Origin of the sequence: Uruburuella suis (assembly GCF_022870845.1) — a bacterium.
GTDB lineage: Bacteria > Pseudomonadota > Gammaproteobacteria > Burkholderiales > Neisseriaceae > Neisseria > Neisseria suis.
Genome location: NZ_CP091507.1, coordinates 2,074,043 through 2,090,275 on the forward strand (window position 1 = coordinate 2,074,043; position 16,233 = coordinate 2,090,275).

General features: G+C 53.0%; 12 protein-coding genes. 7 read left to right on the forward strand and 5 right to left on the reverse strand.

Annotated elements, in window-relative coordinates:
- Positions 1–16: 16 nt before the first annotated feature.
- The 3 genes from rodA to prmB all read left to right on the forward strand — a co-directional run bounded on the left by rodA (position 17) and on the right by prmB (position 2,827).
- Positions 17–1,066 (forward strand): rod shape-determining protein RodA, encoded by a 1,050-nt coding sequence (gene rodA, locus LVJ78_RS09400; RefSeq protein ID WP_132954164.1) that lies wholly within the window; start codon positions 17–19, stop codon positions 1,064–1,066.
- Positions 1,067–1,081: 15 nt separating this feature from the next.
- On the forward strand, positions 1,082–1,744 hold the full coding sequence (locus LVJ78_RS09405) for a MarC family protein (protein WP_165870922.1): 663 nt from the start codon (positions 1,082–1,084) through the stop codon (positions 1,742–1,744).
- A gap of 180 nt (positions 1,745–1,924) precedes the next feature.
- On the forward strand, positions 1,925–2,827 hold the full coding sequence (gene prmB, locus LVJ78_RS09410; protein WP_132954121.1) for a 50S ribosomal protein L3 N(5)-glutamine methyltransferase: 903 nt from the start codon (positions 1,925–1,927) through the stop codon (positions 2,825–2,827).
- Between the two features lie 552 nt (positions 2,828–3,379).
- On the opposite strand, the gene LVJ78_RS09415 is transcribed toward prmB, so the two are convergent.
- Positions 3,380–4,978 carry a peptide chain release factor 3 gene (locus LVJ78_RS09415; RefSeq protein WP_132954122.1) on the reverse strand — a complete coding sequence of 533 codons (1,599 nt, stop codon included), beginning with the start codon at positions 4,976–4,978 and terminating at the stop codon, positions 3,380–3,382.
- Between the two features lie 659 nt (positions 4,979–5,637).
- On the opposite strand from LVJ78_RS09415, the gene LVJ78_RS09420 reads away from it, so the two are divergent.
- Entirely contained in the window at positions 5,638–9,012 is a 3,375-nt protein-coding gene (locus LVJ78_RS09420) for a right-handed parallel beta-helix repeat-containing protein (RefSeq protein WP_244802571.1), read from the forward strand.
- Between the two features lie 84 nt (positions 9,013–9,096).
- On the opposite strand, the gene LVJ78_RS09425 is transcribed toward LVJ78_RS09420, so the two are convergent.
- Positions 9,097–10,146, reverse strand: a complete 1,050-nt coding sequence (locus LVJ78_RS09425; protein WP_424580117.1) for a histone deacetylase family protein — start codon at positions 10,144–10,146, stop codon at positions 9,097–9,099.
- A gap of 188 nt (positions 10,147–10,334) precedes the next feature.
- Between LVJ78_RS09425 and yajC the strand changes: the two genes are divergently transcribed.
- From yajC to secF, 3 genes are all read left to right on the forward strand, one after another.
- Entirely contained in the window at positions 10,335–10,631 is a 297-nt protein-coding gene (gene yajC, locus LVJ78_RS09430) for a preprotein translocase subunit YajC (RefSeq protein WP_132954123.1), read from the forward strand.
- A gap of 70 nt (positions 10,632–10,701) precedes the next feature.
- The gene (secD, locus tag LVJ78_RS09435; RefSeq protein ID WP_132954124.1) at positions 10,702–12,552 is read left to right on the forward strand and encodes a protein translocase subunit SecD; all 1,851 of its coding nucleotides are present in this window, start codon (positions 10,702–10,704) and stop codon (positions 12,550–12,552) included.
- 6 nt (positions 12,553–12,558) lie between these two features.
- Positions 12,559–13,494: a protein translocase subunit SecF gene (gene secF, locus LVJ78_RS09440; RefSeq protein WP_132954125.1), complete on the forward strand. Its 936-nt coding sequence runs from the start codon at positions 12,559–12,561 to the stop codon at positions 13,492–13,494.
- 344 nt (positions 13,495–13,838) lie between these two features.
- Here secF and LVJ78_RS09445 read toward each other — a convergent pair whose 3' ends face one another.
- From LVJ78_RS09445 to rnhA, 3 genes are all read right to left on the reverse strand, one after another.
- Positions 13,839–15,017 carry an LD-carboxypeptidase gene (locus LVJ78_RS09445; RefSeq protein WP_132954126.1) on the reverse strand — a complete coding sequence of 393 codons (1,179 nt, stop codon included), beginning with the start codon at positions 15,015–15,017 and terminating at the stop codon, positions 13,839–13,841.
- Positions 15,018–15,139: 122 nt separating this feature from the next.
- The gene (locus LVJ78_RS09450; RefSeq protein WP_132954127.1) at positions 15,140–15,547 is read right to left on the reverse strand and encodes an HIT family protein; all 408 of its coding nucleotides are present in this window, start codon (positions 15,545–15,547) and stop codon (positions 15,140–15,142) included.
- 203 nt (positions 15,548–15,750) lie between these two features.
- Positions 15,751–16,188, reverse strand: coding sequence for a ribonuclease HI (rnhA, locus tag LVJ78_RS09455; protein WP_132954128.1), 438 nt, complete (start codon positions 16,186–16,188; stop codon positions 15,751–15,753).
- Positions 16,189–16,233 lie beyond the last annotated feature (45 nt).

The window sequence follows — 16,233 nt, forward strand, 5'->3', positions numbered from 1 at the left end:
CATCGTTTGGAGCCCGATGGATCCCTGGCTGTTTTACGCCATGCTGGCCATCTATATCATGAGCCTGTTTTTACTCTATTCGGCCGACGGCCAGCAAATCGGCCAGCTTGAAAACAAAACCCTGCACACCGTGCTGGGCTTCATGCTCTTATGGCTGATTGCACGCACGCGGCCGCAGATTTTGTCGAATTTTGCCTTACCCATGTATGCCATCGGCGTGGTGCTGCTGCTGGGCGTGCACTTTTTCGGCATCACCGTCAACGGCTCCACCCGCTGGCTCAATATCGGCATTGGCCGCATCCAGCCCTCTGAAATCATGAAAATCGCCCTGCCCATGATGGTGGCTTGGTATTTCCAGAAATATGAAATGTCGCTGCGCTGGTATCACTATTTGGCAGCCATTGTGATTGTGTTGGTGCCCGTTGCCCTGATTTTGAAGCAGCCCGATTTGGGCACCGCCACGCTGATTATGGCATCAGGACTATTTGTGATCTTTTTTGCCGGGCTGCCGTGGAAAGCCATTTTCGCCGCCCTTATCGGCTTTGCCGCTGCTTTGCCGCTGCTTTGGCGCTACGGCATGCACGATTATCAGAAAACCCGCGTGCTCACCCTGCTCGACCCCACGCAAGACCCGCTCGGGGCGGGCTACCACATTATCCAATCGATGATTGCCATCGGCTCGGGCGGCATATGGGGCAAGGGCTGGCTCAATGGCACACAAACCCATTTGGATTACATTCCCGAATCCACCACCGATTTTATTTTTGCCGTGTATGGTGAAGAATTCGGCTTAATCGGCAATGTGCTGCTGCTGGCGATTTACCTGCTGATTCTGGCGCGCGGCCTCTATATCGCCGCCAAAGCGCCCACGCTCTACAGCCGCACGCTCGCCGGCGCGCTCACGATGACTTTTTTCTGCTATGCCTTTGTCAACATGGGCATGGTGAGCGGCATTCTGCCCGTGGTGGGCGTGCCGCTGCCCTTGGTGAGCTACGGCGGCACGGCCACTTTATCGATTATGGTTGTGTTGGCGCTCTTGATGGGCATTGCCAACCAGCGCCGCTGAAAAAGGATAAGTTTTATGGATTTGGGCATGCAGATCAGCAAGCTGATTTTGGCTTTTATGGTGCTGATCAACCCTTTTGGCGCTTTGTCGATCTTTCTCGACCTTACCCGCAACAACAGCACCAAAGAGCGGCGCAAAGTGGCGCAAATCGCCTCGTTTACCGTGTTGGTCACCATCTGCATCTTCACCCTTTCCGGCGGCGCATTGCTCAAACTTTTGGGCATCAGTGTGGGTTCGTTTCAGGTGGGCGGCGGCATTTTGGTGCTGCTGATTGCCATTTCGATGATGAACGGCAACAACAATCCGGCCAAACCCGATGTGGGCATTAAAGAGAGCAACGAAATCACCATCCAGCCGGGCAAATCCAGCCAAATCGGCGCCATTGCCGTGGTGCCGCTGGCCATTCCGATGATGATAGGCCCCGGCGGCATTTCTACCGTGGTGATTTATGCTTCGGCCGCCAAAGATTATCAAGACACCCTCTCCATTCTCGCCGCCGGCTTTTTAATCAGCCTGATTTGCTACCTTATCCTGATGGCAGCGGCCAGAGTGAGCAAATGGCTGGGGGAAACCGGCCTCACCATCCTCAACCGCATCATGGGCATGCTGCTGGCGGCGGTGTCGATAGAAATTATCGTGGCCGGCCTGAAAAATCTGTTTCCGCAACTAATCGGCTGATGCGTGCGCTGAAAAACATGAGGCCGTCTGAAAGCTTTCAGACGGCCTCATGTTTTTTTGTGGCACAGAGGACATGATATTTCGTTATCATTCATTGAAATTGCGTTCAGACGGCCTGCACGAAAACCCGCCACATCAGCTATAATCAAGCTTTATCCGCCCACCGCTTTCGGAGCCGCCATGTTTGACCAAGCCGCCCAAGAATTCACCACCCTGCGCGACCTTTTGCGCTTTGCCGTGAGCCGTTTCAACGAAGCCGGGCTGTTTTTCGGCCACGGCAGCGACAACGCCCATGATGAAGCCGCCTATCTGATTTTGCACACCCTCAACCTGCCGCTCGACACGCTCGAACCTTATCTCGATGCCAAACTTTTAGCCGAAGAAAAGCAAGATCTTCTCGATTTGATTGCCCGCCGCGTCAACGAGCGCATACCGGTAGCCTATCTCACCAACCAAGCCTGGCAGGGCGATTTTGATTTTTATGTGGATGAGCGCGTGATTGTGCCGCGCTCATTTGTGCACGAGCTTTTGGGCGAGCCCTTGGCACCGTGGATCGAACACCCCGAGCTGGTACACCGCGCGCTGGATTTATGCACCGGCAGCGGCTGCTTGGCCATTCAAATGGCGCACCATTATCCCGATGCCCAAATCGATGCCGTCGATTTAAGCCTAGATGCGCTGGAAGTGGCGGCCATCAATGTGGAAGACTACGGCCTCGAAAACCGCATCAACCTGATTCACACCGATTTGTTTGAAGGGCTGGAAGAGACTTACGATTTAATCGTGTCCAACCCGCCTTATGTCGATGCCGAATCGGTCGATACCTTGCCCGAAGAATACCTGCACGAGCCTGAGCTTGCGCTGGGCAGCGGCGACGACGGCCTCGATGCCACCCGCGAAATCCTCTTGCAGGCGGCCAAACACCTCAATCCCAAAGGCGTGTTGCTGGTGGAAATCGGCCACAACCGCGATGTGCTCGAGGCCGCTTATCCCGAGCTGCCGTTTACCTGGCTGGAAACCAGCGGCGGCGATGGTTTTGTGTTTCTGCTTACCCGCGAGCAGCTGCTGGGCGAAGAAAGCTGATAGATTAAATTAATCAAATCAAAGGCCGTCTGAAAACTTTTTCAGACGGCCTTTGATACCAATTCAAAAAAATAACCTTACAAAATAAAAGCAGTTCGGCAACATCATCCGTGTAGGTCGGATTCTTGAATCCGACGTTTGGCCAACGGCCAAAACGATGTTCGTGCCTTGTTCTGCGAACAAGTGTCGGATTCGAGAATCCGACCTACAGGCTGCTTTTTCAGGCGGCCTTTTTATCATGGCACGATTTAAATCAGATAAGCGTTTTTTTGGAGTAATCCACGCTTGTTCAACAGATTGATTTCATAGTAAAATGCAAGAAAAAGTGACACGGAACACCATTTTACAGCGGCGTAGGTCGGGTTGATAAACCCAACGTTTCAGACGGCTTGTAGATTGGTTGGGTTTGCAACCCAACCTACCCGCTGTATCAGTTTTTTATACATTTCACTATATAAAATCATTGGGGTTTTACTGGGTTGCGCCTAAGTGAAACAAACAAGGCCGTCTGAAAACTTTTTCAGACGGCCTTGCTGGTTTTACACAACCGCATCAGTCATTTAAATTCACTGCATGCTCGCGCGTTTCGTGGAACACAATATCCGGCCAACGCTCTTGCGTTAAACCCAAATTCACACGATTGGGCGCCAGATAAGCCAGGTTGCCACCGGCATCAATCGACAAATTGCCGGCGTTGGCTTTTTCAAATTCGGCCAGTTTTTTCTTATCGTCGCACGACACCCAGCGTGCCGACCAAATGCTGGCGGAATCAAACACCGCTTCCACGCCGTATTCCGCTGCCAGCCGCGCGGTCACCACCTCAAACTGCAACACGCCCACCGCGCCCAAAATCAAATCGGCGCCCGAATGCGGTTTAAACACCTGCACCGCGCCCTCTTCGCCCAGCTGCTGCAAGCCTTTTTGCAATTGCTTCATTTTCAGCGGATTTTTAATGCGCACGCTGCGGAACAATTCCGGCGCGAAAAACGGAATGCCGGTAAACGCCAGCTGCTCGCCCTCGGAAAAACTGTCGCCAATCTGAATATTGCCGTGGTTGGGAATGCCGATAATGTCGCCGGCATAAGCCTCTTCCACCAGCTCGCGGTCGTGCGACATAAACGTCACCACGCTGGAAGCGGCAATATCGCGGTTGATGCGCAAATGCTTCATCTTCATGCCGCGCTCGAAGCGCCCCGAGCACACACGCAAAAAAGCAATACGGTCGCGGTGCTTCGGATCCATATTGGCCTGGATTTTAAACACAAAACCGGAAAATTTCTCTTCATCGGGCATCACTTCGCGCACGGTGGCATCGCGCCCTTTCGGCGCCGGTGCCCAATCAATCAGCGAATTTAAAATTTCCTGAATGCCGAAATTATTGATGGCCGAGCCGAAAAACACCGGCGTGAGCTCGCCCGCCAAAAAAGCTTCTAAATCGAATTCGTTGGAAGCCGCCTGCACCAGCTCGATTTCAGCGCGCAAGTTATCCATATCGAGCGGAAACAATTCATCCAGGCGCGGATTATCAATGCCAGAAATCACTTCAAATTCGTGCGGCAGCTTTTCGCCGCCCGCTTCAAACAAATACACCTCATCGTTCAAAATCGAATACACGCCTTTGAAATTTTTGCCCATGCCGATCGGCCAAGTTACCGGTGCGCAGCGGATTTGCAGCACGCTTTCCACCTCATCGAGCAATTCGAGCGAATCACGCACCTCGCGGTCGTATTTGTTCATAAAAGTAACAATCGGCGTGTTGCGCAAACGGCACACGTTCAAAAGCTTGATGGTTTGCGCTTCTACACCTTTTGCCGCATCAATCACCATCAAAGCGCTGTCTACCGCAGTGAGCACACGATAAGTGTCTTCCGAAAAATCTTGGTGGCCGGGTGTGTCGAGCAGATTCACCGTGTGGTCGTGATACTCAAACTGCATCACCGATGAAGCCACCGAAATGCCGCGCTGCTTCTCGATTTCCATCCAGTCGGAAGTGGCGAATTTGCCGCTTTTTTTGCCTTTCACCGTGCCCGCGCTCTGAATCGCGCCCGAAAAAAGCAACAGCTTTTCCGTGAGCGTGGTTTTGCCCGCATCGGGGTGGGAAATAATGGCAAAAGTGCGGCGGTGGCGCACCTGTTCGGGGATATTGGACATAATCGCTCGTTTATTCTGATGGATTTCAGACGGCCTATAGGCACCGCCTAATCATTAAGAGGCGTGATTATACAGAAAAACACTTTGTTTTTCCATGAACTTAAAGCGGCAGGCCGTCTGAAAACATTCAGACGGCCTGCCGCATCAAAATCATCAAACCACTCACTTCGACCACGCCTTCCACTCAAACATCATGTGTAAAAACCATTCGCCCAAAACGCATGCTCCTGATGCGTCTGCAAACGCGCCTTTTCACTTACCCAACTTGAATAATACCCACTTTGGGAAATAAAAACTTATTTAAAATAACAAAGTATAAAATAACTATTGTCATAATTATATTTATTATGATACTTTGCAATTCATAACAATATGGAAAGGGCATATGCATTCAGATTATCGATATGCATATTAATGAGATTAACACGGCGTTTCTGACTTTGCTCACCATGGCAACCGCCAAGTTACCAAAATGCATTAAAGAAGCCAATTAAAGTAGATACTTTGTTTTTCTTTTTTTGCATCAAAAATCATCATGGCCTTATTTCACTATAAATAAAAAATCATTCAATTTGTATTAGTTTATTTTTATCAAACACAATTATTTTACGGAATTTAACAAAATGGCAAAACAATTCACAATCTCACTTAACAAAGTAATGGCAAACCACGCGGCCACAGTTGAAAATCTGGGCCGCTATCATTTGTCTACCGGGCAAAACCAACCCTTGAAAATACAGGTAAGCAATCTCGATAACGCTTACTACCAATTGGCCGACGCCGAAACTGGGCTCGCGCCCGAACAGGCTGCTTTTACGCGGGTAAACGATGATTTGCACATCAGCTTTGAGGAAGCCGGCACCGGCCAAACCGATTTAATCATCGAAAATTATTACGCCCCCCTCTCCGCCAACAACAAACCGCCTGTGGTCGGCATGCAGCAAAACGGCGCACTGGCCGCTTATCCTGAAGCACCTGCCACAGATCCTTTGCTGGCCGAGCAAGTGATGGCCGCCACCCAACCCGCATCAGGTTCCAGCAAAATTCTTGCCGTGCTTGGCGGCATCGCAGGCGCAGGCCTGCTCGGCGCGGCTGCGGGCGGTGGTGGTGGCGGTGGTGGCAGCGACAATTCTGCTCCGGTGCCCGGCAAACCTGCGGTTGAAGAAAAACCTGTGGTTGAAGAGAAACCTGTGGTTGAAGAAAAACCCGTGGTTGAAGAAAAACCCGTGGTTGAAGAGAAACCCGTGGTTGAAGAGAAACCCGTGGTTGAAGAGAAACCTGTGGTTGAAGAGAAACCTGTGGTTGAAGAGAAACCTGTGGTTGAAGAGAAACCTGTGGTTGAAGAGAAACCTGTGGTTGAAGAGAAACCTGTGGTTGAAGAGAAACCTGTGGTTGAAGAGAAACCTGTGGTTGAAGAGAAACCCGTGGTTGAAGAGAAACCTGTGGTTGAAGAAAAACCTGTGGTTGAAGAAAAACCCGTGGTTGAAGAAAAACCCGTGGTTGAAGAAAAACCCGTGGCTGAAGAAAAACCCGTGGTTGAAGAAAAACCTGTGGTTGAAGAAAAACCCGTGGTTGAAGAAAAACCCGTGGTTGAAGAGAAACCCGTGGTTGAAGAAAAACCCGTGGTTGAAGAGAAACCTGTGGTTGAAGAGAAACCTGTGGTTGAAGAGAAACCTGTGGTTGAAGAGAAACCTGTGGTTGAAGAGAAGCCCGTGGTTGAAGAGAAACCTGTGGTTGAAGAAAAACCCGTGGTTGAAGAAAAGCCCGTGGTTGAAGAAAAGCCTGTGGTTGAAGAAAAGCCTGTGGTTGAAGAAAAGCCTGTGGTTGAAGAAAAGCCTGTGGTTGAAGAAAAACCTGTGGTTGAAGAAAAGCCTGTGGTTGAAGAAAAACCTTCAGATCCCATACCCAACGGGCAAGACGAAGGCCGTCCGGGCGCATTCGGCGACTACATGGTTTATCAGCACGCCACCTATGGCACTTATATTGATGCGCGCGAATTCGGCACCGACACCAGCGGCGAAACCGACAGCCTCGCTGCCATCAATGCAGCGCTGGCCGCAGCGCACCAAGAAGGTGCGGCGGTGTATCTGCACGGCTCGTTGAAAATTTCCGATCAAATCGTGCTCAACAGCAATAATCAAGGCGTTACCGGCCTGTTTGGCGATGGCATGGGCAACACCACTATTTCGTTTGATAAAGCACAAACCGGCTTGTTCAACCCCAACACCAATGAAGACGACATCCGAGCTTTCGCCGGTATTTTGATTGACGGCCAAAGCAATAAAACCATTGCCGATTTATCGGTGGAATACACCAATAAAGATGACTTTTACCGCCCGGGTGACAGCTATTTCGGCAAAGTGAGCGGCATTTTGGTCAACGATTCAGACAACACTTTAATCAGTAAAGTAGAGGTTTCCGGTGCCAACCGCGCCGGCGTAAATTTCACCTCTACCCAGGCGCTGCAAAAAGATCCCGAAGGCAAAGGCCTTTCCTATAAAGGGCGCTTATATAGAAACGAAGTGGATGAAACCTACGAAAATCTGCCGCTGGGTGAAAACAACCGCCTGATCGACAGCCATCTGCACCACAACCGCGTGGCCGGTGCATTGGTTTCCTATCAAAAAGATTTTGTTGCAGACAACAACTATCTGGCCTGGAACGGCCATGAGGCAGACGGTGGCACAGGCTACGGCATCACCGCCATGGCAGGCAGCTATAACTTTGGCGTAACCTTCACAAACAACACCACCGATCACAACTACCGCAAAGGTCTGGATGTGCACGATGGCAACGATATTTTGATTGAAAACAACACTGCCATTGGCGACCGCCTCTACGGCATTGCTGTGTATAACCGCCAATTCACGATGGATAATGTCAAAATCATCAACAACACCATTAAACAAGATCCGGATTTCCGCTTGGAAACCGATGACAACCCGCGCCTCACTTATCACGGCTATTCCGGCATCCAAGTGCAAACCAACGCCCAGTTTAAAGAGCTGAAAAGTGCCGACGCCGGTCATTTTGAAATTCGCGGCAACACCATCGAAAATCTGACTCTGTATAAAAATTCCGTGCAAACTTATGGCATCGAATTTCGCAACCATGAGCAGAAAATGCATTACACGTTGGATATTGCTGAAAATAAAATCATCGGCGAATCCAGCAAATACATGATTGCCATCATCAACAACACCAAAAATCTGGTTAGTGGCGAAAATGGCTTGGGCTCAGGCACCATCAATATCATCGATAACTATGGCGATATCGGCACCATCGCCGCCGGCACCATGCCGATTTTTATCAACGAACACAACAACAACGGCCAGTTGCGCGGCGTAGTAACCGTAGATGGCAATTACATTAAAGTGCGGGAAAATTCCGATGGCAGCATCGAAGCCATCCAAATGATAGGCAACGCCGAGAGCTACAACATCACCAACAACACGTTTGAGTTGCACGGCAATATGAACAACGCCATTGTCAGCCTTCACGGCCGTGCCGGCGATGAGAAGCCCTTGCTATATGTGGTTGACAATGAAATCTTGACCGATCGCAACGCGTTTTACCGCGGCTGGATAGAACATGTCAAAGCCGATGTTTATGCCGATGACAACACTCATAATAGCGACGCGATTATTGCAGTCAAGTCCGTTCAAAATCCTGTTGTCGAGCCCCTGCTGTCCGCCACCAGCCTGAGCCTCGATATCGGCACCGACACCTTGGTGAGCAGCAAAACCGCTGCAGTCAAATTGCTGGCCGCTTCATCAGACGATGCCGACGCCGCTGGCAAAACCGTGTTGGATTCCGCAAGCGACGAGCATGCAGACAAGCTGGTGCTGGGCGACACTTTGGTGCTGTCTGATCTGCTCTCCACCACCACGCTTGATTTATCCGGCGCGTTGGGCGAGCACAGCAGCAGCGGCTTGGGCACGGTGGCGTTTACCGCACCGGCGGAATACGGCGCTTCGCTGATTACGGTAGATGACACTATCCAGCACGATGCGAACACCGCCGCCATCTTATAAGCCAAACCTTTTCTTTTAACTTTTTCAAATCAAACAAAGGCCGTCTGAAACTCTTTCAGACGGCCTTTGTTGTTCATTTTCTATTTAAGCAGTCACTTCTTTTTGCGCTTTCAAATAACGATCATATTTCACCGCACATTCGGGCTTGCCCATGCCGCAAAGCACATATAAATGTGCCGCCGCGCTTTTCGACAAACTTTCCAAATGATAGCCGCCCTCCAACACCGACACAATGCGCCCGGCGCAGGCCGGCGCAGCCTGCATGATTTGATGGGTGAGCCAGGCATAATCGGCCTCGTGCCAATTCAGACGGCCTATTTCATCATCACGATGCGCATCGAAGCCGGCCGAGAGCAGAATCAATTCCGGCTTAAACTGAGCCAGCCTGGGCAGCCATTGCTCGCGCACCGCGCGGCGCATTTCCAGGCTGCCGCTACCCGATTCCAGCAAGGTATTCACAATATTGTCGTGCTCAGCGGCAATTTCAGGTTTGGGAAAAGGATAAAGATCCGGCTCGCAGCTGTTGAGCAGCAACACACGCGGGTCGCCTTTGAAAATTTCTTCCGTGCCGTTGGCGTGGTGCACATCAAAATCAATCACCGCCACCCGCTGCACACGATATTGCGCAATCGCATGCATCGCGCCCACCGCCACATTGTTAATCAGGCAAAAGCCGCCTGCCCTGTCGCTTTCCGCATGGTGCCCGGGCGGGCGCACGGCACAAAAAGCATTGTCGGCCTTGCCTTGCATCACCCTGTCCACCGCCTTAATCACCGCGCCGGCACCGCATCGCGCCGCCGATAAAGAATGGCTGCTCATCACCGTATCATCATCAATGCGGGCGATTTTGCCGTTTTGCGGCTGGCGCGCTTCCAGATAATTGAGGTATTTGCTCGGATGCACCAGCGCCAATTGCCGCTCGTCTGCCTCTTCCGCTTCCAGCCGCCACAGCTTGCGCCAAATGCCTTGCTGTTGCAATTCAGCGCTGATGGCACTGATGCGCGCCGGTGCTTCTGGATGGTTGCGCCCCGGCTCGTGTTGCAGAAATATCGGATGGCTCACCCATATTGTGCTCGGCTTTTTGCCCAGCAGCCGCTGTAACCATGCACGCACCTTGTTTGCTCCTGTTTTCAACCCATTTGCGCATCACAACGCGCTGCGGCAAGCGAACCGCCCCGCTTTCAGACGGCCTCACTGATAAATAAAGTTAATAATACGGAAATTTCTTGGAAAAATCCGCCCAGCCCTTTAGAATAGCTTACTTTGGGCAGGAAATCCAAATCTGCCCGCCATTTTTCCTGATTTTTTAGATTGGACAACACATGATTGACTTCGCCTACGCCGCCGACGCAGCCCAGCCCAACATGCTGATGCAATTTGCACCGCTGGTGCTGATTTTAGTGGTTTTCTATCTGCTGATTATGCGCCCGCAGCAAAAGAAATTCAAAACCCACCAAGCCATGCTCAAAGAGCTCAAACGCGGCGACCGCGTGATTTTGGCTTCCGGCTTTGCCGGCACCATCACCGCCGTAAACGAGCAGTTTTTTTCTGTGGAAATCGCCAAAGGCGTGGTGGTTGAAGTAGAACGCAACGCCATTGCCAGCAAACAAGCCGCCTGATTTGAGCGCCCGCACCTAGCCGCCGCATTTTTTGCTGCGGCTGTTTGTCTTTATATAACGAAGGTTTAACATGAACCGCTATCCGCTCTGGAAATACCTGCTGATTGCCGCCACGCTGATTTTGGCCGCCATTTATGCGCTGCCCAATCTGTTTGGCGAAACCCCTGCTGTGCAAGTTTCCACCAACCGCCAGGCCATCGTCATCAACGAGCAAACCGAAAACCGCGTTTCCGCCGCCTTGCAGGCCGCCAACATCGCCACCGACGGCATGTTTATCGCTGACAATTCGCTCAAAGTGCGCTTTAAAGATGCCGAAACTCAGCTCAAAGCACGCGATGTGATTGAAAACACGCTGGGCGAAGGCTACATCACCGCGCTCAATCTTTTGGCCGACAGCCCCGAATGGATGGCTAAAATCAAGGCCAACCCGATGTTTCTCGGCCTCGACTTGCGCGGCGGCGTGCATTTCACCATGCAGGTGGACATGAAAGCGGCCATGCAGACAACCTTCGAGCGCTATTCAGGCGACATCCGCCGCGAATTGCGCCGCCAGCAAATCCGTACCGGCACGCCGCGCCAAACCGACAACAGCCTCACCGTGCCGTTTCAAGATGCGGCCGATCTGCAAAAAGCCCTGCCCGAATTCCGCAAGCTTTTCCCCGAAGCCACACTCACACCCAACGGCAACGACTTAACCCTCACGCTCTCGCAAGAAGTGCTCGATAAAGTGCGCGCCGATGCCGTGAAGCAAAACATCAACACCTTGCACAACCGTGTTAACGAATTGGGTGTGGCCGAGCCTGTGATTCAACAAGCCGGTGCCGACCGCATTGTGGTGCAGCTGCCGGGCGTGCAAGACACCGCCAAAGCCAAAGACATCATCGGCCGCACCGCCACGCTGGAAGTGCGCATGGTGTCGGATGATCCGGCACAGATGCAGGCCGCACTGGCCGGCAACGTGCCCAGCGGCTATGAGCTGCTCTACACCGCCGGCGAGCGCCCGCAGCCCACTTTGGTGAGCCGCCAGGTGGAACTCACCGGCGACAACATCAACGATGCCCAGCCCAGCTTTGATGAAATGGGCGCGCCTGCCGTGAGCATCAACCTCGATAATGCCGGCGGCTCGATTTTTGGCGAACTCACTTCGCAAAACGTCGGCAAGCGCATGGCTATGGTGCTGATCGATCAGGGTAAATCCGAAGTGGTGACCGCGCCGGTTATCCGCTCGGCCATCACCGGCGGGCGGGTGCAGATTTCCGGCAGCATGAGCTCGGCCGAAGCCAACGACACCTCGCTGCTGTTGCGCGCAGGCTCACTGGCCGCGCCGATGGAAATCATCGAAGAGCGCACCATCGGCCCCTCTTTGGGCAAAGAAAACATTGAAAAAGGTTTTAACTCCACCCTGTGGGGCTTTGCCGTGGTGGCCGTGTTTATGGTGGTGTATTACCGCGTGTTCGGCGTGGTTTCCGTGATTGCACTCTCGTGCAACCTACTGTTTTTGATTGCCATTTTGTCGGCATTGCAAGCCACGCTCACCCTGCCCGGCATCGCTGCGCTGGCGCTCACGCTGGGCATGGCCATCGATTCCAACGTGTTGATTAACGAGCGCATCCGCGAAGAATTGCGCGGCGGTGCCGCTCCGCAGGCAGCCATCAACCTCGGCTATCAGCACGCTTGGGCAACCATTGTCGATTCCAACATCACCTCGCTGATTGCCGGCATTGCGCTGTTGATTTTCGGCTCCGGCCCGGTGCGCGGCTTTGCCGTGGTGCATTGCTTGGGCATCCTCACCTCGATGTATTCATCGGTGGTGGTTTCCCGCGCATTGGTCAATCTGTGGTACGGCAGCCGCCGCAACCTCAAACGCATCTCTATCGGCTCGGTGTGGAAACCCGCCGCCGAAACCGCCGGTAAGGAGTAAGGCAAGATGGAATTATTCAAAATCAAACGCGACATCCCGTTTATGAGCTACGGCAAGTTAACCACGTTTATCTCGTTGGTTACCTTTGTGTTAGCCGTGTTCTTTTTGCTCACACGCGGGCTGAATCTCTCGGTGGAATTCACCGGCGGCACCGTGATGGAAGTGCAATACACACAAGGCGCGGAAGTGAACCAAGTGCGCAACCGCCTCAACAGCATCAGCGATGGCGAAGTGCAGGTGCAGGCATTGGGCACCAACCGCCACATCATGATCCGCCTGCCCAATAAAGAAGGCGTGCCCTCGGCGCAGCTCTCCAACCAAGTGATGGATTTGCTCAAAGCCGACAACCCCGACGTTACCCTGCGCCAAGTCGAATTTATCGGCCCGCAAGTGGGCGACGAGCTGGTCACCAACGGCCTGCTGGCCTTGGCCATGGTGATTGTGGGTATCATCATTTATTTGTCGGTGCGCTTCGAATGGCGTTTTGCCGTGGCGGCGATTATTGCCAATATGCACGACGTTATCATTATTCTGGGCTTTTTCGCCTTTTTCCAATGGGAATTCTCGCTCACCGTGCTGGCCGGTATCCTTGCCGTGCTGGGTTATTCGGTCAACGAATCGGTGGTGGTGTTTGACCGTATCCGCGAAAACTTCCGCAAACCGGCCATGCGCAATAAATCCGTTCCCGAGATTATCGACAATGCCATCACCGCCACCATGAGCCGCACCATCATCACCCACGGCTCCACCGAAGCCATGGTGCTCTCCATGCTGATTTTCGGCGGCGCAGCCTTGCACGGCTTTGCCCTGGCGCTCACCATCGGCATCGTGTTCGGCATTTATTCATCGGTGCTGGTGGCCAGCCCCCTGCTGATTATGTTTGGCCTTGATCGCGACAACTTGGCCAAACCGCAGAAGAAAAAAGAAGAAGCCGTGGTGTAGGGCTTATTCACCGAGAAACGGATGCCGTGCGGCATCCGTTTTTTTATGCACCAACCAACCCGACACAAACTTTCCAACACACTTCCCGCCCTTTTCCAAGCGCAACAAGGCCGTCTGAACATATGTTTCAGACGGCCTTTAAAACACAACAGCAGTATTTATACCAATCCAAAAATAACCTAACCGCGTTGACTCGCCCAGCCGTACTAGGTGTACTGTCTTCGGCTCGCCGCCTTGTTATCTTATTTTTTCGAATGGGTATAAATCCGTCCCACCGCTATCAAACCAAAGGCCGTCTGAAAGCTTTCAGACGGCCATTCTCAATATCGTTGCTATGGTGGCAATTATTCCTGCACCGGATCTTCAACCACCGTTTCTTGCACGCTGCCAAATCCGCCAAACGACACCGGCGGCGGCAACAGCGTGCTGAGCGACAGGCTGCCGGCATCCAAGGTCGGATAACCGCTAAAGGTTACGCTGTAGCCGCCGTTGCCGCTGCTGCGGATTTTGGCATGCGCGCCCAAGGGGAAAGTGGCTTTATTAGCGATATGCCCGAAAGGAAAACCGGTGAGCACCGGCACTTTGGCCACCCGCTGTATGGTATTGAGCACGCCGCTGAAATCATAGCTGCTGTCGTAGGCATCGCGTATGGTGCCCATGCGGAAATTGCCGAACACAATGGCGCGCTGCTTCGAAAGAATGCCGGCCAGATAAAGGGTTTGCAGCATGCGCTCGATGCGGTAAGGCTGCTCGCCCACATCTTCGAGAAACAAAATGCCGCCGGGCACATCGGGCATATAGGGGCTGCCGGCCAGCGAAGCGAGCACGCTCAGATTGCCGCCCCACAGTGTGCCCTCCACATTCACATCGCGGCGCTGGATTTCCGCCACCGCCAAAGTGTTTTGCGCCTGCGTGCTGCCGCTGATAAAGGCATCCATGGTATAGGTGCTGGGCGCGGGTTTGCCGAATTCGCTATATACCATGGGGCCGGCGAAACTGGCCATATTGCCTTTGGCCAGCAGCGCCAATTGAATGGCACACACATCGCTGAAGCCGAAAAACAAGGTGCCGCGCTCGCGCATACGGCCGCCCAAGCGGTCGAAATCAATATGCGGCAGCAAGCGCGCCGCACCATAACCGCCGCGCAAGCCCATCAACACTTTGGGCGTGGCCACGCGGCCGCTGGCCACATCTTGGAAATCGGCAATGCGCTCGGCATCGGTGCCGGCAAAGCGCTGATAGCGGCGGTAGCCCGCTTGTTGGTTGGTCACGGTGAAGCCGGCGTTGTAGAGTCGGGTGAGCCCCATTTCAACGCGGGCAGCGCTCTCGGCAAAGCCGGAAGGCGCCACAACACGCAAGATATTATCGCCTTGACGGGCAGGCTGGGTTTTTCTCGGCGGCACGGGTTGGACTTTTTGTGAGGTTGAAGGTTGGGAAGTGCTGCCGCAGGCTTGCAGCAGGCCGGCACCGGCAAAAGCGGCACCTGTGCGCAAAAAATGGCGGCGGGAAGTTTGCCAAGTCATGATTTATCCTTATGGTTTTATTCAGGCAATGATTTTATCCAAGCAGAACACCCGAGCATATGCGCCATCAGCTTGTTTCATCTTCATGCTATTCGGGTGGTCTGCCAACTTCAAACAGCCTTTCAGACGGCCTCAAGCAGTTTTTTAACCTGCTGCGGCCAATCGTCCGCCACCGTCATCGTGGCCTTGCGCTGCGCCGGCGCCCAAATAGGCGCGGGAAAATTGGCATCATTATCAAAGCGGGCAATCACATGCCAATGCAGGTGCGGCACTACATTGCCCAAGCTCGCCAAATTGATTTTGGCCGGCTGAAACACTTGGCGCATGGCCGCCTCAACGCGATACACCGCATTCATAATTTCGGCGCGCTCATCGGCCGCCAAATCGGTCATCTCCCCCACATGCGCCTGCCAGATCACGCGGCAAAAAGCCGGCGCATTGGATTCGTTATGCACGGCAATCACGCGCAATTGAGGGTTTTGCCACAAAATTTCTTCGTTTTGCGCGCTGCAAATCGGGCATTCGGCCATAATACGCTCCGCTTGGATAAAAGGATTATACCCATTCAAAAAAGTAAGCTTGCAAGGCAGTGAGGCGCAGACAGTACAGCCAGCCCGGCAAGGCGAAGCAACTTTTTTGGCTTGGTCTAAAAGGGATTATTTTAATGTATCAGGCCGTCTGAACCGCTTTCAGACGGCCTGATTTAAGGATATTTATGCAATTTAACCGAATATTAACCGAAAGCCGCCGCGCCGCGATTGGCCAGCGCATCGGCGCGCTCGTTTTCGGCATGGCCGGCATGGCCTTTCACCCAAGTCCACACCACATCGTGCGCCGCCACTTGCTCATCCAACTCGCGCCATAAATCGGCATTTTTCACCGGCTGCTTGGCTGCGGTTTTCCAACCGTTGCGCTTCCAGCCGTGTATCCAGCTTTCCATGCCGTTTTTCACATATTGCGAATCGGTGCAGATTTGCACGCGGCTGCGGCGCTTGAGCGCTTTGAGGCCTTCAATCACGGCTTTGAGCTCCATACGGTTATTCGTGGTGTCGGGCTCGCCGCCAAACAGCTCTTTTTCATGCGTCCCGTAGCGCATCAACACGCCCCAGCCGCCCGCGCCGGGGTTGCCTTTGCACGCGCCGTCGGTGTAAAGATAAACGGTTTTATCCATGTTTTTGCTCTGCTGAAAACAAGGCGGCATCATAACATAATACCC

What these genes read in the sequence shown, in the direction of transcription:
- yajC (WP_132954123.1), top strand. Translation starts at nt 10,335, where the DNA reads ATGATTGACTTCGCCTACGCCGCCGACGCAGCCCAGCCCAACATGCTG.
- secF (WP_132954125.1), top strand. Translation starts at nt 12,559, where the DNA reads ATGGAATTATTCAAAATCAAACGCGACATCCCGTTTATGAGCTACGGC.
- LVJ78_RS09405 (WP_165870922.1), top strand. Translation starts at nt 1,082, where the DNA reads ATGGATTTGGGCATGCAGATCAGCAAGCTGATTTTGGCTTTTATGGTG.
- LVJ78_RS09450 (WP_132954127.1), bottom strand. Translation starts at nt 15,547, where the DNA reads ATGGCCGAATGCCCGATTTGCAGCGCGCAAAACGAAGAAATTTTGTGG.
- prmB (WP_132954121.1), top strand. Translation starts at nt 1,925, where the DNA reads ATGTTTGACCAAGCCGCCCAAGAATTCACCACCCTGCGCGACCTTTTG.
- rnhA (WP_132954128.1), bottom strand. Translation starts at nt 16,188, where the DNA reads ATGGATAAAACCGTTTATCTTTACACCGACGGCGCGTGCAAAGGCAAC.
- secD (WP_132954124.1), top strand. Translation starts at nt 10,702, where the DNA reads ATGAACCGCTATCCGCTCTGGAAATACCTGCTGATTGCCGCCACGCTG.
- LVJ78_RS09445 (WP_132954126.1), bottom strand. Translation starts at nt 15,017, where the DNA reads ATGACTTGGCAAACTTCCCGCCGCCATTTTTTGCGCACAGGTGCCGCT.
- rodA (WP_132954164.1), top strand. Translation starts at nt 17, where the DNA reads ATGGATCCCTGGCTGTTTTACGCCATGCTGGCCATCTATATCATGAGC.
- LVJ78_RS09420 (WP_244802571.1), top strand. Translation starts at nt 5,638, where the DNA reads ATGGCAAACCACGCGGCCACAGTTGAAAATCTGGGCCGCTATCATTTG.
- LVJ78_RS09415 (WP_132954122.1), bottom strand. Translation starts at nt 4,978, where the DNA reads ATGTCCAATATCCCCGAACAGGTGCGCCACCGCCGCACTTTTGCCATT.